This window comes from Heminiphilus faecis, from assembly GCF_008728965.1.
Taxonomy (GTDB): domain Bacteria; phylum Bacteroidota; class Bacteroidia; order Bacteroidales; family Muribaculaceae; genus Muribaculum; species Muribaculum faecis.
This window is the reverse complement of record NZ_VSMC01000002.1, coordinates 132,637-153,788: the sequence shown is the minus strand read 5'-3', so window position 1 is coordinate 153,788 and position 21,152 is coordinate 132,637. Positions and strand designations below refer to the sequence as shown.

Genomic DNA, 21,152 nt, shown 5'->3' with positions numbered 1-21,152 from the left:
CTGATTGCGCTCCAGCCCCCGGTTTGTGGCATAGTCAATCTGTTCGAGATAAGCCTTGTATCGGAACGCCGCATTCTTGGTAAGCCGCGCTATGGCAGCCTGGGCACGGTAATCCCATTCTCGTGCAAGGAGCATAGAAAGGAAGGTGTCCGCAGTCATGGACTGCGGGGTGGTGCCGGCAAGGCTTTCTCTGAAAGCCTCCGCCATGCCGTGTAATTTCATGCGGCCCATTAAATCCAGTGATATGGTGTTTTGGTCCTGTTGTCCCGTTACGGGAGCTGTCTTATTATTTGTTTCCATAAATTTAGCTTTATTGTTCCTGTTTGTCTTTTCTGTAATATTCACGCCCACGTATATTTTTGTGGGTCAGTGGCATCGGGGGAGCCATGTCAGGCTGTATCCTCCCGTCCTCATCTGGAAGGAAATCCGCGTCTTCTCCCAGTTCAAGCACCTCTCGTAAGGCCTGATACCCGTATTGTAGCCTCTGGTCTGCGCAGGCGCAGGCAGCGACCAGACGGTCACGGCCATATTTTTTCTCCAGCGTCAGTATGCCCCGACAGGATCTGAATGCTTTTGGAGGATATTGCATGACATGCTCCACTTCCCGAAGATAATTCAATACGATATTGTCTATTTCCGAGGCGCGCCGGAAGAGTTCCTCCAGATCCTTGTCATAAGGGCCATAGTGTCCCGGCAGGTTGTGCTCTTTTTTCCAGGAATAGGTGTAGGGGATGTCACAGCGGTCGTGAGTGGCGACAAGGCTCATGCCACAGTAGATTTCCACCGTATCGGCATCATAGAGAATCGTCACACGCCTTCCTACATATTCCTTGGGGACACTGTAATGGTGTCTGAACAACGAAACATAAGAGTTCTTACCCACGGTCATGAGTTTTCTTTCTTTCATTACGTAACGTTTCTGGGGAAGCGGACGGAGATAGTCCTTCTCGCCACTCAGGAACATCTCCTTACGTGACATCTCCCGACCGGCCATCACCTTTTCATTGAAATCAAGCAGGGAAATGCGGATGGCGGCATTGAGTCCGTCCAGGCTGGAGAATGTCATCCCCTCTATATCAAGGTAAACGGAACGGTAGAGAAGTTTCACGGTATTCTCAACCAGGGCCTTGTCCTTGGGGTGGCGTACACGGGCAGGATAGACCGCACAGCCGTAATGCTCGGCAAAGGCGGCGAAATCATCGTTGATGACCGGCTCGTTACGGTCGCTCCGTATGACAGCCGCTTTCAGATTGTCGGGAACGATGGCCGCCGGGACGCCCTCAAAATATTGCATGGCGTTCTCACATCCCCTTATCAGGTCTTCCTTGCGCTGTGACCATACGGCTTCACAATAGGTATAATGACTGAACGGCAGGACAGCGACAAAGACCTCGGCCTTCTTCGTCTCGCCTGTCATCTCATCGACAACTTCAAGCCTGTCACCGGCAAAATCAACATACATCTGGTCTGCGGCATAGTGCTCGACATGGCCGACGACCTTGATGTGGAACTTGTACTGGCGGACAGCCCGCTTGAAGGAAGACAGTTGAAGACCGTCAGGATATTCAGCATGATACTCTTTAAACAACTTTCTGACACTCATTCCTTTGCGCGTCAGGCGGGATACATATCCGGGAAGCAAAGCCTCCAATTCAATCCTTTTGGAAGAAGGCTCCCGATGTCGGGATTCCGTACCGCCAAACATCTCATGCAACTGCTCCTCGGAGAGGGAGAGAAGCTGTTCGATGCTTTTCCCACTTGAAAGGAACAGACGTACATACTTGCGGACTGTGTTACGGGAAGTATGGAACGTGGCTGCCGTTTCCTTGATACCCATCCCAACCGCATAACATCTTAAAATGTTCTTGATTCTTTTATTCATTTGTATAGATTTTATTATTACCCCTTACACCAGGACTCGGGTTCTTAAATCTACACAAAAAATCTCTAATAACTCTTGTGTTAAGCGGTTAATGTTATTTGGGCCAAAAGGGTCAATCATATTATGGCCAAAGGGGTGAATTCTGTTTGGCCAAAAGGGTCAAAGTAGAGTGGCTTTTCCAAACGGCGCCTATTACTATAATTGTAATATCGTCGCCAAGACCGAGACCGACGAAGAAGGCCAGGAGCGCAAGAGTTACGACTTTAACTGCGTCAAGTTTTGGGGCAAGCCGACCCGCGCCACCATTGTTAAAGCAGTGATCCGGAGCGAGCTCGACGAAACCGCCGAATTTGACCTGGTTAACGGCTATAACGCCGCCGTCGAAGGGCTGCTCGAAGGCGCCGAGGCCGAAAAAGCGAAGGCCGACTATATAGGCTACCTTCGCCGCGTCCAGGAGATCAAGACAACCGTAAAAGCCGACCTCGCAGCCGCCGGCTACGACACCAACTAACAACAGCATGGAAAATTTACCCGCTATTATTAGCGCCCTCGGCACCATTATAGCGGCCTACTTTGCCTATAACCAGTATGCCAAAAATAAACTCACCGACCTAAAGGTTAAGCGGCTGGAGGAAGAGCAGGCCGAAAAGCAGCGGCGCCGAAGCGACAACTCCGCGATCGTCCACGGCGAGCTGTGGGAAGTGCTTCACGAATTGAAGGCCGACCGCGTTTATATTGTTCAGCCACACCCGCTGGGCAACGAAAGCCTGGTAAGCATTTATTTCGAGAGCAAGCGCAAAGGCGTAGAGAGCATGAAGCCCAAGATCCAGAAACTTAAAATGAGCGATATCGCCCGCTTTTGCCAGCTCATGGCCAGCCAGCTATTTACAGTAATAACCGACATCGACGGCCAGGTAACAGACCGTTACGCCCGGAGCCTTCTGGGCGCCTGCGGTACCGCGCAAGTCTTAATTAAGAGACTTAGCGACAACCAACACGACTGGGTAGGCAGCATCTTCTGCGAGTTTACCCACGGCCGCGAGATTGACCCCGAGAGCGCCCGCGCGTGCCTCCACCAGGCCGCGCAAAATATTCAGTACATTTTACCCCCTTACATTGACTAACAGCATGGCAAAAATCGACATCCTCGCCCCCTTTATTCTTAGCTTCGAGGGGGGCTATGTAAACGACCCCCACGACCCCGGCGGCGCCACCAACCGCGGCGTAACAATCGCCACCTGGCGCCAAGTAGGCTATGACAAAGACGGCGACGGCGACATCGACGTAGCCGACCTCAAGCTGATAACACCGGCCGACGCCGTTAACCGAGTAATGAAACCGCACTACTGGGACAGATGGCAGGCCGACCGGATAAAGAGCCAGAGCGTAGCTAACCTCGTCGTCGACTGGGTATGGGCTTCGGGCAAATACGGCATTACCGGCGTGCAGAAACTTCTCGGCGTCAAGGAAGACGGCATAGTAGGCGAAAAGACCTTAGCCGCCCTTAACGCCCAGGATCCCCGCGCGCTCTTCGACCATATCCACCGCGCCCGCGCCCGCTTCATTGAGGACGTGATCGCGCGCCGCCCGACGTCGGCCAAATACCGCGCCGGCTGGCTTCGCCGTTTAGATTATATCCGCTTCGGCTCGTTAGTCTACAACACCCAGCCGCCCAAAGTAGTATCCTTTAACGACCTTCAGCCATGAGACAAGCCCTCGCCCTAATTATTGCCCTTCTTATGTGCTTCGCCCTTCCAGGGTGCAGCACAACCAAGAAGGCCACCACGAAGCAGGAGACCCACGAGCAGCTCGCCGCGACCTTCGACCAGACAGCGAAGGCTACCGAGACCGGCGCCGCCTTCTTCGACCAGGCCACCCTGGAGCAGTTGATCCAGCGCTATAACATTGTCGTAGACTTCGAGCGCTGGGACTTCGAGACACCCGGCCAGGAGGGGACACCGACCGACAGCACCAACCAGCCGGCTGCCTTCATGCCCAAAGACCGAGAGAGCGACAAGCCTCCCAACGTCGGCCGGCCGAAGTCTATAACCAAAGGCACCGTTACAATTAACGCCGAGGGGAGCCAGAACCGAGCAACCCAGACGGCCGCCGGCGCCCTGGTAGAGAAGACCGACAGCACCACGACCGCCGCCAACGTCGAAAAGAAAGACGACCAGAAGACCGAGACCCAGGAACAGAAGAAGGCCAGCAGCATGCCGACCATCTACGTTATAATTCTGATAGCCCTCGGCGCCGTCCTAATTTTCGGCCGAAGACGGTAAAAAATACCCGCAAAAGCGCCTAAATGGGTACTTTTGCGGGTACTTATTTGTTAGAACACTGATAATCAGTGTTAAATGCGGAAAGACAGGGATTCGAACCCTGGGTACCCGTAAGGGTACAACGGTTTTCGAGACCGTCCCGATCGACCACTCCGGCATCTTTCCTCGGGTTTGCGGGGCAAAATTAGTAATAGTTTCCGACGTGGTCAAATAATTTGATGAAAATATTTTGATACTATTGTTTTATCGTTAGTTTCGTTAGTTTTCGGAGGCTATGGCTGATAGAAGATCTGATAATGCCGAGGTGGTTTTCTTCTATGCAATGTTTGCGTTATGATGACGTTGTTGGCAGGCTCCATTGTAAGGAGCGGATAAGGCTGTGATGTTTCTGGCAACATATCAGTATTGTGCGTCATCGCAGTATTTTAAGTACGTGTTTATGTCTTTGTCGCCGCGTCCTGAGAGGTTGATTACGACTACTTCGTCAGGGGCGAATTTACGGCGGTCGAGCACGCCGAGGGCATGGGCCGATTCAAGTGCGGGTATTATGCCTTCTACGCGGGTAAGCCTCATTGCCGCATCAAGAGCCTCCCGGTCGGTGACTGCTATCGTCTCTGTGCGTCCTGTTGATGCAAGGTGGGCATGCAGGGGCCCTATGCCGGGATAGTCGAGACCTGCCGATATCGAATATGGTTCGGCTATCTGTCCGTCGGCAGTATGCATGACCATAGTGCGTGAGCCGTGTATTATGCCTTCGCTGCCAGTATGTATTGTAGCGGCGGTCATGCCGGAGTCGATTCCGAGACCGGCGGCTTCGGCCGCTATGAGTTTTACTTCCGGGTTGTCAATGAAGTGATAAAAGGCTCCGGCAGCATTACTTCCGCCACCTATACATGCTATAACATAGTCGGGATTTTCGCGACCGATGTGTTCGTACAGTTGTTTTTTTATCTCTTCACTTATTACGGATTGGAAGCGTGCCACCATCTCAGGATATGGATGAGGCCCTACGGTACTCCCGATGACATAAAAGCTATCGGGATGGCGGCACCAATGGTTTATGGCTTCATTTGTGGCATCTTTCAGTGTGCCGTTGCCGGATGTAACCTGTCTTACCTCTGCACCGAGCATCTTCATGCGTTCTACATTAGGTTGCTGGCGCGCTATGTCCGTGGCTCCCATGTAGACTATGCAGTTCATGTCCATCAGGGAGCATATGGTGGCGGTGGCCACTCCGTGCTGTCCGGCTCCGGTCTCGGCGATAATACTGCTTTTGCCCATACGCTTTGCCAGCAATACCGAGCCTATGGCGTTGTTGATCTTGTGTGCTCCCGTATGGTTCAGGTCCTCACGTTTCAGATATATGTTTGTGCGGTAGTATTCGCTCAGTTTACGGGCCTTGTAGAGTGGTGACGGCCGTCCTACGTAGTCGTGAAGCAACAGGTTGAACTGCCCGATAAATCGGGGGTCGTCAATAGCAGAGTAATATGCTTCCTTAAGCAGTTCTACATTGCGATGAAGTATTTCGGGAATATAGGCTCCGCCGAAACGTCCGTAATAGCCCCGGTCGTCGACCGGAAGGTCATGATGATATATATGTTGCATGATGAAATTAAAAAAAGTTGATATGAAAAAGCAGCCACCGAATTATTATTCGATGGCTGCATAAATGCGTATTGTTTAGTCTGGAATGCTCCTTATTCTACCCACGGTTGATGCATGTCAAGGTCGCCATCGATAATTATTACCGATGCGCCACCAATATGCATTGTATGTCATGTGAGCTAACATTATTGTATGATGGATGATGTGGCAAATTTACAAAATATATAATGAAATGCAAATATTATGACGCTAAAAATTTGCTAAAAATTAAAATTTGACATTAATCCGGCGGATATACATATATAATATAAGCATATATGACGTCGGATGTAAGTCGGGTGCTATTTTCTTTAGGAATTTTTTTGGATGATTAGCAATCGGAGTCGTGAACATTACGATGCGGTACGATGTTAAAAGAGTATAATTTAAAAATCGGAGATATTATCATGGATAAAAAAAGCATCAAGGGGACTGAGACGGAGAAAAATCTTCTAAAGTCTTTCGCAGGTGAGTCACAGGCTCGCGGACGTTATACGATTTTTGCCGAAGTCGCTAAGAATGAGGGCTATGAGCAGATAGCTGCCATATTTCTTGAAACGGCAGAACAGGAATATGCTCATGCCAAGAGTTTTTTCAGCTTCCTTGACGAAGGAATGCTTGAGATAACCGCATCATATCCGGCCGGTCCGGTGGGCAATACGGCGCGTAATCTACGTGAAGCGGCGGCCGGAGAGCACGAGGAATGGGCTGATATGTATCTCGGGTTTGCCAATGTGGCGCAGGAAGAGGGATTTGCCCGTATTGCCTCTCACTTCAGGCTCGTGGCTTCTGTTGAGCAGCAGCATGAAGCACGTTATCTTAAACTTCTCGAACGAGTGGAAAGCGAAAGCGTATTTGCGGATGAGGAGGAAGAAGAGTGGCAGTGCCGTTATTGTGGATATGTGCATAGGGGCAAGTCAGCTCCCGGCAAATGTCCTGTATGCGGTAAAGAGCAAGGATACTTTGAACGAAAGAAAACTAATTATTGATAGTTAATCTGTTTTGTTGGAATATTATAATGGTGGCCGGGCCGTCGAATGAGACTCCCCGGCCATAACTGCATATATGCCGTACCGACATGTTTATGCCTGTCGGAAAAACGCAGGTTTATTTATGTTTTAGTGTCATTATCTTTAACGGACACGCAGTAACGCATCGGCCACACTTGATACAGTCGGCGTGAAGATATCCGGATTCATTTCCGCGACAGTCATAAGGTGTAAGCTGCATAGGACATACCCTTGCGCAACTCTTGCATTTCATACGGCAAGTATGATCTACATGAATGTTTGTAAAGTTATGAGGCAGGGGAGCGTTTTTGGGCGATATCCATGATGACAATGTGCCCATAGGGCAGAATGAACACCATGTGCGCGGTGCATAAATGAATGAAAGTATGACGCCGATCACAGTTGTTACTAATATTATGTTCCAGAATACACGGCCTATGGCGTTCAAGTCGCTTCCTGCAAAATACATCTGCACCCCGAATACAGTGAAGATGAACAGTACCATAAACAGCCGGAAGCCGAATGTTCTTACGAATCCGGGTATAGGCCGATGAGGAGAGTATTTAGACAGCAATCGGTCATAGAGGTTGCCGCGCGGACAGGCGTTTCCACACCACCAACGTCCTCGCTTTACGGCAAAAGCAACAGGCGCAATCATACAGATCAATGCTATAATGCCGATAGCGGGATAGAAATATCCTATAGCAAGATAAGCAATGAGTATCCAATATAAGTAAGGCCCTTTTGCGGGCATGTGTCTGTGAAAACGTTTAAGAGTCATATATGTGATATTTTATTTATGGCAAAATTATATATTGTATGATTTATGAACAACAGATTTTAGCTATATTTGCATAGAAATAATCTATTGTAGGCCGATGACTCTCCAGCAACTCAGATATATAGTGTCAATTGACCGTTACCGCAACTTTGCAAAAGCGGCCGAGGCTCTTGACATTACGCAGCCGACACTAAGTTCGTTGCTTCAAAAACTTGAACAGGAGCTTGATGTGCGTATATTTGAGCGGACCAACAAACATGTAGTCCCGACCGTTATAGGGGAGAAGATAATACGGCAAGCGGTAAATGTCATAAGTGAGTCAGACCGAATAACGGAGCTGGTGAATGAAGAAAAGAGTAAGGTGGCCGGTAAGCTTGATATAGCTATAGGGCCGACAATAGCTCCTTACTTACTGCCGCGATTCATTAAAATATACACCGGTCTATATCCGCAGGTGGAATTAAGCATGTCGGAAATGAAGTATGATGCAATGCTGGACAGTCTATTACAGGGTAGAATCGATGTCGGCATTTCCATAAGCGGGCATTTCCGTGAGGGCATCATGGAGATACCGTTGTATATGGAGCCGTTTTGGGTATATATAGCTGAAAGCTGCTGGCGTAAGTTGCCTGTATTCAGGCCGGAACATCTTGAGCATGAACAGATGTGGATAATGAAGGAGTCGCAGTGCCTGCGTGAAAGCGCGTTCAGTTTTTGTAAGACCCGTAATTTAGGTAAGCGCATATATGAGGCCGGCAGTATAGACACATTAGTGCGTATAGTGGATGAAAACGGCGGTTTTACGATTATACCGGAAATGCACATACCTATGCTCAGTGAAAAACAGCGTGACAACGTGCGCCGTATCGACGGTGACTATCTGTCGCAACGCAGAGTATCGCTTTATCTGCGTCATGATTTTATCAGAGAGAAAATACTCAACAGTATAATACAGTCGTTGGCTGTATTCATACCCGGCGATATGCTTGATGCCGGATTGCGCAATAAGGCTTTGCGGCTGTAGAATAATCTTCCCCCTCTACTATAAATATTAAGCGAAAGTGGACCGCTTGTCGGTCGTGTCCAACGGGTTGGTATGCAATGTGATGACTCGGCAAGTGTTACGTATGCAGACGGGTTTGTAACTGTTTGAATCGAGGATGTGTCGGTGGCAGAGGTGTGTGTTACGTGCCTTTTGCTGATTAAGGTCAAGGTATGGATACTTTTGTGAAGTATTCTTAACCAAGAATCCTAATAGATGGAAATAGTAGCAAATTCAGTAATACGTCGGGTGCTTTGGGTCGTTGTGTTTGCGATGACTCTACCGGCGTCAGCATGGGACGGTATGTCTATGCCGGAGCTGTGTGTTGACGGACGCTATCTTGTAGATGCGGACGGCAACAAGGTGAATTTGCACGGTTTTGCCCAGACTTACAGCCCGTGGTTCAATGAGCGGGGTACCAAGTGGAGCAATTATGATGTAAATGCATGTCTGCGTTACAACATGCAGAAAATAGACGAGATACTGGCTGCCGGATGGAAAATGAATTTTCTTAGGCTGCATATGGACCCGTACTGGTCAAACAGGCCCGGGGCTTCGGTATCGGGCGAAAACGATATTTCGGCCTTTGACTTTGACCGTTTCTGCAAATATCTTGATGCGGTTTTTGTGCCGATGGCGGAGTATGCCATATCTAAAGGGCTTTATGTAGTGATGCGTCCGCCGGGAGTTTGTCCGCAGACTATAGCCGTCGGTGACAGCTATCATAAATATCTGAAAAAGGTATGGAGTCATGTCGCCGGCCATGAAAGGCTGAAAAACAATCATCATGTGATGTTTGAGCTGGCCAATGAACCGATAAATATAAAAGGTACTGATGGTACGGTCGGAAGTTCTACGCAGCCACAGTTTGACAGCCTGAAGACGTTTTTTCAGGAAATCGTTGATGCCATGAGGGCAAAGGGCTGCAATAATATATTGTGGATTCCCGGGCTGGCTTATCAGTCCAACTACAACGGTTATGCCGTAAACCCGATTGAGGGCGACAACATCGGTTATGCGGCGCATGCTTATCCCGGATGGTTCGGCAGTGACGCCGAGGAGCCGAGTCAGGAACTCGGAGGAGTGATGGGTGGCGGTTACGAAGGTTTTCGTGACGGCTGGCAGAAGCAGATATCCCCGGTAGCGGATTTTGCGCCGTTAATGATTACGGAAATGGACTGGGCTCCGGCGAAATACGACTCTTCATGGGGCAAAAGCATAACAGGAGAGGCTTACGGTACCGGTTTCGGCGCCAACTTCAAATGTATAGCCGACCGTTCGGGCAATGTCAGCTGGCTACTGTTTACCGGCGCGGAGCTGCTCGCTAAATTCAAGGATATACCCGGTACTCCCGGCGCCTATACGTTTCTCAACGATCCCGAGGCTTGTCCTTGGCCGGTCTATCATTGGTATCAGGACTATGCCGCCGGGGCCGGGCAGGAAGGGGTAGTGGATCACATAGAGTGTCGCGACGGCAACGAGCTGACGATACTTACAGGCGGCCGTTTCCCCGTGACAATCAATGCCGTTTATACTGACGGAAGCACACGTGACATAACCATGTCGGCCGGTTACAGGTCATCATCGCACGATGCTGTCGATGTCAGCAATCCCGGAACTCTGTATGCACGTAGCGACGGCAATGCGCTTGTGACGGTCACCTATACCGATACCCACTCGATAAGCCATACAACCGAACTTCTTGTGACAGCATCGACATTTCCTCTGACAAAGGGGTTGTTTGACCAATCAATATGGGAAAAAGGCACTTTCGACGAGGCGTCAGGCGAGGTTACTACCGGCAAGTACGGTTTTGCCGGATGGAAGTATAACGGCGGCGCCGATATGTCGGCATATAAATATTGTGTGGTAAAACTCGGCGGTACATACGGCGCCGGCCTGTCATTCCGCATTTTCAATGTCGACAATTACTGGAGCGATCCGTTCATAACCGACGCCACCGGCAAGCGAACGGTAGTAGTGAAGTTGCGCGAGATGTATTCTGACAGAGACAGGCGCAAGCTTGATCCGTCGCATATATACATAGCCGGATTCTGGAGTACGGGCGGCACACGTTTCCGTATCGAGAAAGTGTATCTGACCAACAATGACGATTATTCCGAGATGACGGCCATTGAGTTACCTGAAGCCGACGGTGACGAGCCGGTGGACGTGTATACACTCGGAGGTGTCAGAGTACGCTCGGGAGTGAAGCGTAGCAGTGCGGTAAAAGGGCTTCCGCCCGGTTTATACGTAGTGGGCCGTGAAAAAGTGATAATACGATAATGTTTTTGGCAATAAATACAATTATATAATGAGAAGACTTTTGATAAGTATCATGGTGATGGTAATGGCTGTGAGTCCGGCAATGGTAACTGCTGAGAATCTTGATGACAGCCGTATGGTCAATCCCATGCTGTGGGCCGATGTGCCCGACCCCGATGTTATAAGAGTGGGTGAGTACTTTTATATGGTGACCACAACCATGCATCTTATGCCGGGATGTCCTGTGATGCGCTCGCGCGACCTCGTCAACTGGGAGGTGATCAGTTATGTGTTCGATACACTCGATGACTCTCCGTATTATCGTCTGGAAGGCGGCACCGTATATGGCAAGGGCCAGTGGGCAACGTCGCTGCGTTACCACGACGGTATGTTTTATGTGCTGTTCTCGCCTAATGATCATCCTTATCGTTCTTATATATATAAGACAGCCGATCCTGCCGGAGAGTGGACGCAGGTGTCACGCACCGACCACTTCCACGACTCGTCGCTCTTGTTTGATGATGACGGACGCGTGTATGTCTATTCCGGATCAGGAGCCATAACGCTCACCGAACTGCAACCTGATCTCAGCGGAGTAAAACCCGACGGTGTAAAGAAGTGTGTGATTGATAGTGACGCCTTTGAGCCCGGGTTGCATGAGGGGAGCCGTGCCATCAAGTACAACGGCAAGTATTATCTGCTCATCATAGCATGGCCGCAGGGCGGCCCGCGTCGTCAGCTGTGCTATCGTGCAGACAGTGTGACAGGACCTTATGAGCAGATGGTGATACTTCAGGATGCATTTGCCGGATTTCCTTACGTGGGGCAGGGGTGCATAGTCGATGACGCCGCCGGCAACTGGTGGGGAGTAATATTTCAAGACCGCGGCGGAGTGGGGCGTGTGCTCACGCTTGTGCCTTGTCGCTGGACCGACGGGTGGCCCATACTCGGTGACGAAAACGGACGTGTGCCCCTTGTGGTGGATAAGCCCGTGACGGGTGAGTATTCGTCGGGCATCGTTACCTCCGACGATTTTACTTCGTCGAGGCTGAACAAAAACTGGCAGTGGAACCATTGTCCTGTCAACGAGGCTTGGTCGCTTGACGAGGCGCCCGGCCGATTGCGCCTGAAGACCTCGCGCGTCGTGTCGAACATATATGAAGCTCCCAACACGGTGAGCCAGCGTATGGAGGGGCCCGAGTGTGAGGGTGTGGTCAAAGTCGATATATCGCACATGCGCACCGGCGACGTAGCCGGCTTCGGAGCCTTCAACGGACACTCCGGACTGCTGTCTGTGACAAAGAAGGCCGACGGTCATTACCTGACTGTGACTTCGACAACCGTCAATTTCAAAAACGACAGCAAGATAATAGACAGCGTTGACGAGGAAGTCATGCGCAGCATCAAGCTCCCTGCCGACGTGAACAGCATATATCTGCGTATCAATGCAGACTTCCGCGTGGGCCGCGACATAGCGCGGTTTGCCTATAGCACCGACGGCATTGACTGGACCGATACCGGCGATGAGTTCAAGATGCGTTTTGACTACCGTCGTCTTTTTATGGGCACACGCTTCGCTATATATAACTACGCCACCGAAGCTCCCGGCGGATATATTGATGTCGACCGGTTCGATTATCGCAGGGTGCCCAATACAGTTTCGGACATGGCCGGAGAGTTAACAAACATGAATCATACAGGTATTTTTAGGTAATCAAGGGTTAATGTTGTTTTAGGAATCTATGAATAGACGCACTGTTTCGATCTATTATGAAAGGGCGGAAGTCCTGCTTTCGCCCTATTTGTAATGGCTTATTGGTTAAATATTTGCGAAAGCAGTGTTACGTGTTCAGAGATTTTTGTTACAGCATCTCGCCGTCGGGTTACTACATAAAAGAGGCGTGTTACGTATTAATTAAACCGTCTCGCCTGTTTAACATATCTTTGAAACCGGATTTGGATTTTAAGTCGTATTAACAAACTTAATAATGGAAATCAAATTAAAGTCAATCGTTATCGGCCGGCACTTCACCTTGTGCCGATTCTGCTGTGCCGCCGCCACCATGACGTGCGGACCGGGCGATGGCTTTATTTGTCGTCAGCCAATTAATTAACCTAAATATCAACCTTAAACAAACTGCTTATAGAAAGAAGAATCAATTAAACTAACCTTAACCGGAGCCATACATGAGAGCATGGTTCCCATCTTAAAAAACCAATTAAAAAATTATTCGCTTTAAACAAACTACAATGGAAAATGTAAAGAAAGTTTTTCGATGCATTTCGTTACTCCTGCTTTTCGTAGTCCTCGGGGCTATGTCGGCATATGCCGAAACTATCAGGGGTACGGTAGTCGACGATACCGGCGAGCCGCTCATCGGGGCCACAGTGACCCTGAAAGGCGGTAACGGAGTCGCCACTGCCACTGACATAGACGGTAACTATGTGTTACAAGTAGCAAATCCTAAAACAGCCGTGCTGGTCTTCTCTTATATCGGCATGCTTCCCAAGGAGGTCAAGGTAGAGGGCCGTTCCAAAGTGGACGTGACTCTTGTCACCAATACCCAGCAGCTTGAGGAGGTAGTCGTGGTCGGTTACGGTCAGCAGAAAAAAGCCTCGGTCGTGGGTGCCATCACCCAAGCAACAGGTGAGGCTCTCGAACGAGCAGCCGGTGTGCATGACATCAGTGCCGCCCTTACCGGTAATCTTCCCGGTGTCGTTACGGTGCAGTCTTCAGGTATGCCCGGTGACGAAAGCGCCAAGATCACTATCCGCGGTGCCAGCTCTTGGAACAACAGCGACCCGCTCGTCCTTGTCGACGGTATCGAGCGCGACATGAGCAGTGTCGACGTAAGTTCTGTAAAATCGATTTCCGTACTTAAGGACGCATCCGCTACTGCCGTATACGGTGTGAAGGGTGCCAACGGTGTCGTTCTTATCACAACCAAGCGAGGCGAAGAAGGCCGCGCCAAGATTGATGTAGGCTTTACCGCCACGTTGAAGGGCGTGTCAAAACTTCCCAACAAGGCTGACTCATACGATGCGCTTGCCGCGCTTAACAAGGCGGTGGTTCATGAACTTGCCGTGCTTCCGACTTCTTGGACGCATATGACTCCCCATGCCGTGCTTTACAAATATCGCAATCCGGCCAATCTTGAAGAGTTTGAGCGTTATCCCAACGTAGACTGGCAGGACGAGCTGTTCAAAAAACACGCCATGGCCTATAACGGTAACGTGTCTATCAGCGGCGGTACAAAGTTTGTACGCTATTTTGCCGTGATTGACTTCGTGCACGAAGGCGACTTGTTCCGTAAGATAGATTCAGGACGCGGATATACGGCCAATTTCGATTACAACCGTATCAACGCCCGTTCTAACCTTGATTTTACAATCACTCCCACCACGGTATTCAAAGTGAATATTGCCGGATCAAGCGGACAGCGCAATTCAAGTACTCCCGATAGCGGCGGTACCTCTTTCGACCAGAGCAACTGGCAGAACCAGCAGATATGGGCCGGTGTATATAATGTGGCTCCCGATGCTTTCCGTCCGGTTTATTCCGACGGCACCTACGGTTATGACCCCGTGCATATGAATATTTCCAACTCAGTAGAGAAGCTTGCTACCGGTGGTGCGTTCAAGAGCACCACTACCCGTGTAAACACTGACTTCGTGCTTGAGCAGGATCTCGCATTCATCACAAAGGGCCTTAACTTCCGCGGTATGATTTCGTGGGACAACCGTTTCGTAGAATCGCAGCGCGGTGTAAATGACCTCTGGAACGGTCCTATCCATAAATGGATCGATCCCAAGACCGGTATAGCGCAGATCAAGGAGCCGAAAGATAATGTCACCGGCTTTGAGTATTCTCCCGGTAACTGGTCGCTTCTTAACGGTCAGGTACAGGACCACATGACTATACGTAACCTCAACTATCAGCTGCAATTGAACTGGAACCGTGAGTTCGGACGTCATAATGTCGGTCTTACCGGTGTATGGACCCGTCAGGAAACTGCTGTCGGTAACATGATACCCATCCATCGTGAGGACTGGGTGTTCCGTGCCACATACAATTTCGCCGACCGCTACTTCGTCGAGTACAACGGTGCTTACAACGGTTCCGAAAAGTTCGGCAAGGGCTATCGTTTCGGTTTCTTCAACTCGGGCGCTATCGGATGGCGTCCCTCGCAGGAAAAATTCTGGTCCAATCTCGGACTTAACAACTGGTGGGAAGAGCTGAAGATACGTGCTTCTTACGGTGAAATCGGTGATGACTCCGGCGACCGCTTCCTTTACATGGACCAGTGGGCTTACGGAGGCAACACCAATATGTCTGTATCAGGTTTCTCTGATCCTCAGGGCAGTACTTATCCCAACGGTTCTATCTACCAATACTATCGTCTTACCGTGCTCGGTAACCCCGATGCACATTGGGAGAAGGTGAAGAAGATGAATCTCGGTATCGACTTCTCGTTCCTGAACAATACGATCGCCGGTACTGTCGAGATATTCAAGGATAAGCGTAACGACATTCTTATCAGAGGTGGCGACCGTTCTATCCCGACTTATTTCGGACAGACACCTCCTACCGCCAACCTCGGAAAGGCTGAAGCCAAAGGTTATGAGTTTGAACTTCGCTTCAACAAGAACATAACCCGCGATATCCGCATATGGGCCAATGCCAGCATGACACATGCCGCCAATAAGATTATCTTCCGCGAAGACCCCGAACTTAAACCTGCTTATCAGAAACAGGCCGGTTATGGTATCGGACAGACCCATGCATATATCAACGGCGGTTTCTTGAACTCGTTTGACGAACTCATCGGTGCTCCTTCACATGACGTAAACAACGAAACCCGTCTTCCCGGCGACTATTATATCGTCGACTTCAACGGTGACGGTATTGTGGATGTGCAGGATAACGCACCTTACGGTTATACCGGTACTCCCGAGAATACATACAATGCTACGATCGGATTTGACTATAAGGGCTTCAGCTGCTTCGTACAGTTCTATGGCGTTACGGGCGTGACCCGCGATGTAGGTCTTGTCAGCTTCTCAGGCAATTCTCATAACGTTTATAACCTTGGTGACTGGTGGAACGGCACTGACCTTTCCGGCGATGTCATCATACCCCGTTACTACTCGCAGGTCAGCAGCTACAGCAATGGCACCCAGTATCTTTACGACGGTTCTTACGTACGTCTGAAAAATGCCGAAATCGCATATACTTGGACCGGCGGCTGGGTTAAGAAACTTGGTATCGACTTCCTGAAGGTTTACCTCAACGGTAACAACCTCTGGCTCTGGACCCGAATGCCTGACGACCGTGAGTCCAACTTCGCAGGCGGAGCCGGCTCGGGAGCTTATCCTACCATGCGCCGTTTCAACCTCGGTATTAAGTTTAATCTTTAAGATTCAAGATGACAATTATGAACAGAATATTTAAATCGTTTGCGGTAATCGCTTTGGGATTAGCCGGGGCAGCTACGTTTACTTCTTGCGAGGATTATCTCGACAAGGAGCCCAGTTCCGACATTTCCGACGAAACTCCGTTTAAGGATTTCACAAATATGCAGGGATACATAGAGGAAATCTATAACTGTATACCCGACAAAGTAAAGTGCTACTGGACCACCTCATGGAATCTTGGCGATGACGAGATATCCACACCGCAGGCCGAGGCCGAACGCACAATGCAGACACAGGTCGACATAGGCAACTTCTACGCTTGGCAGAACAATGCCCAGTTCTGGTTTGCGGCAGATAGAAAAAATCCTACTTCGCTTAACCTCCATGACCGTCGTTTTTACGGCAACGCATGGTATTGTATAGCCAAGACCAATCTCGCTATCGACAAGATTGACGAGTATTTTGTAGGAACAAAGGAAGAAAAGGACATATTGCTCGGTCAGCTTTATTTCTTCCGCGGATGGTGGCATTTCGAGATGATGCAGTTCCTTGGCGGTCTTCCGTATGTAAACAAAACGCTCTCTTCCGGAGAGTCGCCCCGTCTGCCTCGTCTGAGCTATCTTGAGTGTGCCGATTCTGTCGCTCTCGACCTGAAGCGTGCCGCCGAATTGCTCCCCATGAACTGGGACGAGACGACCCCGGGTAAGAAAACTTTCGGTAAAAACGAGCTGCGTCTTACCAAGATCACCGCTCTCGCTTATCTCGGCAAGAACTATCTGTGGGCTGCGAGTCCTCTTATGCAGCATGGCGCGCAGACAGGTGGTGCACATACCTATGACTACGATCAGGAATTGGCCAGACTCGCCGCCGATGCTTTCGGAGAGGTCATTGATTTTGTAGAAAAAGGTAAAACCCAGTATGAGCTTGCCAAGTTTGATTATACTAACGTGTATGACCATCAGAAGAGCTCGGGTGTGGAATACAGCTATAGCGAACTGTTCTATACATCGCGTCGCAACTGGTTGCAGCCCGGCGGTAAAGAAGCCATACTCCGTGGTCCTACAGTGGCGTGGAACTTCACCCGCTGGAACTATAGCCGCACATTCGGTCCTTACGAAATATGCGAGCGTGACCCGCACTTCCATCTTCCCACTGCCAACTACGTAGCCAACTACGGTATGGCCAACGGATTGCCTCTTGACGATCCTGATTCGGGATTTGACAAAAAGCATCCGTTCAAGAACCGTGACCCCCGCTTCTACCATGATATAATATTTGACGGTGTCAAGTATATCAATGGCGAGGCAAAAGGTAATGATGCCAAATTCAAGTATGCCGGTCTTGCCACCGGCGGAAGCGGACGTGACATAGCCAACGGTTCGCGTACAGGTTACTGGATGCAGAAGCTTGTTCCTCATACCGCCAACAAGATCGACGGTGAAGATGAATATGACAAGAACCCCAATGCTTATGTACCTTACATGCGTCTCGCCGATGTATATCTGATGTATGCCGAGGCATGTGCTGTGCTCAACGGTCCTTCCGGAAAGTCGTCCAAGTGCGACCTTACCTCCATTGAAGCCATCAACCGTCTGCGTGACCGTGTAGGCTGCGGCCATGTGTCGACCAAGTTCTCCGGCAACAGCTATATGGATGAGGTACGTCGCGAGCGCGCAGTAGAACTAGCATTCGAGGGCTTCCGTTTCCATGACCTTCAGCGCTGGCTGCTTCTTACCGAGCCCAAGTACACCCGCAAGACTTCGCAGGAGTTTTTACGTGTGTCGGGTGCCGACGAAAGCTTCTTTGCAGAAAATGATCCTGCCGAGGCTGAAGTTGCCGAGTTCCGTGAAGAAGAAATTCTGACCCGTAACTTTGACTCTAAGCATTACTGGTTCCCGTTACTTCGTGACGATACCTATATTTATGCTGAGTTTGAGCAGAATCCGGGATGGTAATAAGCTGATTAATCTTAACCATTACACAGTAAAAATATGATATCAAAATATAAAATAATTCTTCTTGCGGCATTAGGGTCGTCGGTGTGTGCCGGTGATGCTTATGCGGCCTCGGAAGAATCTGCCGATAGCTTGAATGCGGAAAACCAGATTCAGCTGGCTTATCGCACTATCGACAAAAATGATGTGCTTGGCGGAGTTGAGGTGCTTGATGTAGAGGCGCTCATGCAGAAAAACTATATCAACGAAATCAGCAACTCTACTATATCAGGCTATGTGTCGGGCTTTAACGGCAATTCGCTGTGGGGCATGGACGCAGACAACGATGCCGGTTTTCTTGTGCTCATCGACGGTGTGGCTCGTGACATGAACAATGTGAGCTCTACCGAAGTACAGTCAATAACTTTCATGAAAGGTGCGCAGGCCACTGTGCTTTACGGTAGCCGTGCAGCAAAGGGTGTGATCTACATCACCACCAAGCGCGGTCATGAAGGTCCGCTGCGCATCAATGTTCGTGCCAATACAGGATGGCATGTGGCCAAGTCTATGCCCGAGTATCTCGGATCGGCTGAATACATGACTCTTTACAACGAGGCACGTGCCAACGACGACTTGGGACCGGCTTACACCGCCGATCAGATCTATAACACCGCCACCGGCACCAATCCTTACCGTTATCCCGACGTGAACATGTATTCGTCGGAATACCTGAAGAAGGTATATAACCGCTCCGATGCCACCGTCGAGATTTCCGGCGGAAATCAGCGTGCGCGCTTTTATACCAACATCAACTATTATCGTCTGGGCGACTATCTGAACTTCGGTGAAGCCAAGAACAACTACACCGACCGCTTCAGCGTAAGAGGTAATATCGATGTCAACATTGCGGAATGGGTGAAGGCTTATGTCAATGCCGACGCTACGTTCTATGGTGCGCGTTCGGCCCACGGCAACTATTGGGAGTCAGCTTCCACGTTCCGACCCAACCGTATCACGCCGCTTATACCTATAAGCATGGTCAATCCTGATGCTGTTGAATCATTGGGTCTGATAAACGGTTCTAACAATATCCGTGACGGTTATTTCCTCGCCGGTACGCAGATTGATCCCACCAATATTTTTGCCGACTATCTTGCCAAGGGTTATACCAAGTTCACAAGCCGTCAGTTCCAGTTTGACGCAGGTGTGAATCTTGACTTGGGCATGTTGGCCAAAGGATTGACTTTCGGTACACGTTTCTCTGTAGATTATGCTACATCCTACAACACCAGTTACACTGATTCTTACGCGACTTTCATCCCCGTATGGAGCAATTTCAACGGCAAGGACGAGATCACGTCGGTAAATAAGGAGGGTAAGGACGAGCACTCGGGTGTGCAGAATGTAACCGGTTCGGCAAGCCGTCAGACTCTTTCTTGGTCAGGTCAGTTTGACTACAACCGCACATTCGCTGATGTGCATAATTTCCACGCTCTTGCTCTTGCAGCAGGATGGCAGCGCACGGTTGCCGGCGAATACCACCGCGTAAGCAGTGCCAATATCGGATTTGAGGTGGATTATAACTATGACCACCGTTACTATGCTGACTTGTCGCTGGTAGGCCTTCATTCGGCCAAGTTGGCCCCCGGTCACCGTCAGGGCTGGTCGCCTTCGGCCACTTTGGGTTGGCGTATATCGCAGGAGGACTTCCTCATTGACAATCCTGTCGTGAACAACCTTATGCTGTCGGTATCGGCTTCCGATGTCAAGTCTGATATGGACATCCCCGGCTTCTACCTTTATTCCACCCACTTCACTACAGGCGGCTGGTATTCATGGGGTGGTTCCGGCGGTCAGGCTGCGGCTTATCCCGCCCGAGGCGGCAACCCCGGTCTGGGCTACATATCGCGCAAGGAGTTCACCGCTTCAGTACGCGGTACGTTCTTCAACAATCTTATGGACGTGAACGCGCAGTTCTTCACCTATAAGATGGACGGACTCGTTATCAACAACTCCTCTAAGTTCCCGACATTCTTCTCTACTTACTATCCGGCTTCTTCTCTTGCCACTTATCTTAACAACGATGCCAATACCCGCACCGGTTTTGATTTCGGCGTGAACCTGAAGAAGACAGTAGGTGAGGTGGATCTGCAGATGGGTGTCACCGGTACTTACTATAAGACCAAGGCTTCAAAGCGTGATGAGATACGCGAGTATGCTTACCAGTATCGTGAAGGCAAAGCCATCGACGGCATATGGGGCTACAAGTGTCTTGGTTTCTTCGCCACCGATGAAGAGGCCGCAGCCGTTGACCAGTCGGCTCTCGGAAGCTCTAACCTCAAGGCCGGTGACCTCAAATATGCCGACATAAACAATGACGGTAAGATTAATCAGGACGATCAGGTCATGCTTGCCAAAGGCGGATGGTATGGCGCTCCATTCTTTATGGGCGTCAATCTTTCAGCCAAATGGAAAGGCTTCACGATCTTCGTACACGGACTTGGCAGCTACGGCGGACACGGTATGCTCAACGACAATCTTTATTACAAGATGGTGGGCGACAACAAGTATTCGGCTATGGCACGTGAACGCTGGACTCCCGCTACGGCGGCTACGGCTACCATGCCTCGTCTGACTACCACCAACGGAGCCAACAACTATGTGGCCTCTGACTTCTGGCTCTACAGCACTGACCGTTTCGACATTGACAAAATACAGCTTACTTATGACTTCCCCTCGTCGATTATACACGGCATAGTCAAGGGGCTGCAGGTATATGTCAGCGGCGATGATCTTCTTACCATCGGTAAAAACCGTAAAATTATGGAAATGAATGTCGGAAGTGCTCCGCAGTCACGTTTCTATAACATCGGTGCTAAAGTAACATTCTAAATTCT

Annotated in this window: 15 protein-coding genes and 1 tRNA gene; 11 read left to right on the top strand and 5 right to left on the bottom strand. The window is 49.9% G+C overall.

Annotated elements, in window-relative coordinates:
- A partial coding sequence (locus FW767_RS01895; RefSeq protein ID WP_235897965.1) for an ATP-binding protein occupies positions 1-300 on the bottom strand: 300 nt, incomplete at its 3' end.
- 10 nt (positions 301-310) lie between these two features.
- Complete coding sequence (istA, locus tag FW767_RS01890) at positions 311-1,882, bottom strand: IS21 family transposase (RefSeq protein ID WP_055301436.1); 1,572 nt, start codon at positions 1,880-1,882, stop codon at positions 311-313.
- Between the two features lie 169 nt (positions 1,883-2,051).
- On the opposite strand from istA, the gene FW767_RS01885 reads away from it, so the two are divergent.
- From FW767_RS01885 to FW767_RS01870, 4 genes are read left to right on the top strand one after another with little or no spacing between them, the layout of a single operon-like run.
- The gene (locus FW767_RS01885; RefSeq protein ID WP_150980301.1) at positions 2,052-2,393 is read left to right on the top strand and encodes a hypothetical protein; all 342 of its coding nucleotides are present in this window, start codon (positions 2,052-2,054) and stop codon (positions 2,391-2,393) included.
- Between the two features lie 7 nt (positions 2,394-2,400).
- A complete protein-coding gene (locus tag FW767_RS01880; protein ID WP_150980299.1) occupies positions 2,401-3,006 on the top strand; it encodes a hypothetical protein in 606 nt (201 codons plus the stop codon).
- 4 nt (positions 3,007-3,010) lie between these two features.
- Entirely contained in the window at positions 3,011-3,589 is a 579-nt protein-coding gene (locus FW767_RS01875; RefSeq protein WP_150980296.1) for a glycoside hydrolase family 108 protein, read from the top strand.
- The gene (locus FW767_RS01870) at positions 3,586-4,164 is read left to right on the top strand and encodes an outer membrane protein assembly factor BamD (RefSeq protein WP_150980293.1); all 579 of its coding nucleotides are present in this window, start codon (positions 3,586-3,588) and stop codon (positions 4,162-4,164) included. Before FW767_RS01875 ends, FW767_RS01870 begins: the two co-directional genes overlap by 4 nt.
- Positions 4,165-4,242: 78 nt before the next feature.
- Here the strand turns inward: FW767_RS01870 and FW767_RS01865 are convergent.
- Positions 4,243-4,329 (bottom strand) — tRNA-Ser (locus FW767_RS01865).
- Between the two features lie 234 nt (positions 4,330-4,563).
- A complete protein-coding gene (gene trpB, locus FW767_RS01860; protein ID WP_121697887.1) occupies positions 4,564-5,769 on the bottom strand; it encodes a tryptophan synthase subunit beta in 1,206 nt (401 codons plus the stop codon).
- Between the two features lie 446 nt (positions 5,770-6,215).
- Here trpB and rbr point away from each other — a divergent pair, with 446 nt between their 5' ends.
- Complete coding sequence (gene rbr, locus FW767_RS01855; protein ID WP_121697937.1) at positions 6,216-6,797, top strand: rubrerythrin; 582 nt, start codon at positions 6,216-6,218, stop codon at positions 6,795-6,797.
- 118 nt (positions 6,798-6,915) lie between these two features.
- On the opposite strand, the gene FW767_RS01850 is transcribed toward rbr, so the two are convergent.
- Complete coding sequence (locus FW767_RS01850; protein ID WP_235897964.1) at positions 6,916-7,599, bottom strand: 4Fe-4S binding protein; 684 nt, start codon at positions 7,597-7,599, stop codon at positions 6,916-6,918.
- Positions 7,600-7,696: 97 nt separating this feature from the next.
- Here FW767_RS01850 and FW767_RS01845 point away from each other — a divergent pair, with 97 nt between their 5' ends.
- From FW767_RS01845 to FW767_RS01820, 6 genes are all read left to right on the top strand, one after another.
- Positions 7,697-8,623 carry a LysR family transcriptional regulator gene (locus tag FW767_RS01845; protein WP_121697886.1) on the top strand — a complete coding sequence of 309 codons (927 nt, stop codon included), beginning with the start codon at positions 7,697-7,699 and terminating at the stop codon, positions 8,621-8,623.
- 234 nt (positions 8,624-8,857) lie between these two features.
- Positions 8,858-10,927, top strand: coding sequence for a cellulase family glycosylhydrolase (locus FW767_RS01840; RefSeq protein WP_150980290.1), 2,070 nt, complete (start codon positions 8,858-8,860; stop codon positions 10,925-10,927).
- Between the two features lie 28 nt (positions 10,928-10,955).
- Positions 10,956-12,620, top strand: a complete 1,665-nt coding sequence (locus FW767_RS01835; protein WP_121697884.1) for a glycoside hydrolase family 43 protein — start codon at positions 10,956-10,958, stop codon at positions 12,618-12,620.
- Positions 12,621-13,156: 536 nt separating this feature from the next.
- The gene (locus tag FW767_RS01830) at positions 13,157-16,324 is read left to right on the top strand and encodes a SusC/RagA family TonB-linked outer membrane protein (protein WP_150980287.1); all 3,168 of its coding nucleotides are present in this window, start codon (positions 13,157-13,159) and stop codon (positions 16,322-16,324) included.
- Between the two features lie 17 nt (positions 16,325-16,341).
- A complete protein-coding gene (locus tag FW767_RS01825; protein ID WP_150980285.1) occupies positions 16,342-18,276 on the top strand; it encodes a RagB/SusD family nutrient uptake outer membrane protein in 1,935 nt (644 codons plus the stop codon).
- Between the two features lie 36 nt (positions 18,277-18,312).
- Positions 18,313-21,147 (top strand): SusC/RagA family TonB-linked outer membrane protein, encoded by a 2,835-nt coding sequence (locus tag FW767_RS01820; protein WP_121697882.1) that lies wholly within the window; start codon positions 18,313-18,315, stop codon positions 21,145-21,147.
- The last annotated feature ends 5 nt before the right edge of the window (positions 21,148-21,152 follow it).

Excerpts from the sequence above, each read along its gene's own strand:
- FW767_RS01835 (WP_121697884.1), top strand. The coding sequence starts at position 10,956 with ATGAGAAGACTTTTGATAAGTATCATGGTGATGGTAATGGCTGTGAGT.
- trpB (WP_121697887.1), bottom strand. The coding sequence starts at position 5,769 with ATGCAACATATATATCATCATGACCTTCCGGTCGACGACCGGGGCTAT.
- istA (WP_055301436.1), bottom strand. The coding sequence starts at position 1,882 with ATGAATAAAAGAATCAAGAACATTTTAAGATGTTATGCGGTTGGGATG.
- FW767_RS01850 (WP_235897964.1), bottom strand. The coding sequence starts at position 7,599 with ATGACTCTTAAACGTTTTCACAGACACATGCCCGCAAAAGGGCCTTAC.
- FW767_RS01875 (WP_150980296.1), top strand. The coding sequence starts at position 3,011 with ATGGCAAAAATCGACATCCTCGCCCCCTTTATTCTTAGCTTCGAGGGG.
- FW767_RS01840 (WP_150980290.1), top strand. The coding sequence starts at position 8,858 with ATGGAAATAGTAGCAAATTCAGTAATACGTCGGGTGCTTTGGGTCGTT.
- rbr (WP_121697937.1), top strand. The coding sequence starts at position 6,216 with ATGGATAAAAAAAGCATCAAGGGGACTGAGACGGAGAAAAATCTTCTA.
- FW767_RS01825 (WP_150980285.1), top strand. The coding sequence starts at position 16,342 with ATGAACAGAATATTTAAATCGTTTGCGGTAATCGCTTTGGGATTAGCC.
- FW767_RS01820 (WP_121697882.1), top strand. The coding sequence starts at position 18,313 with ATGATATCAAAATATAAAATAATTCTTCTTGCGGCATTAGGGTCGTCG.
- FW767_RS01845 (WP_121697886.1), top strand. The coding sequence starts at position 7,697 with ATGACTCTCCAGCAACTCAGATATATAGTGTCAATTGACCGTTACCGC.
- FW767_RS01830 (WP_150980287.1), top strand. The coding sequence starts at position 13,157 with ATGGAAAATGTAAAGAAAGTTTTTCGATGCATTTCGTTACTCCTGCTT.
- FW767_RS01870 (WP_150980293.1), top strand. The coding sequence starts at position 3,586 with ATGAGACAAGCCCTCGCCCTAATTATTGCCCTTCTTATGTGCTTCGCC.
- FW767_RS01880 (WP_150980299.1), top strand. The coding sequence starts at position 2,401 with ATGGAAAATTTACCCGCTATTATTAGCGCCCTCGGCACCATTATAGCG.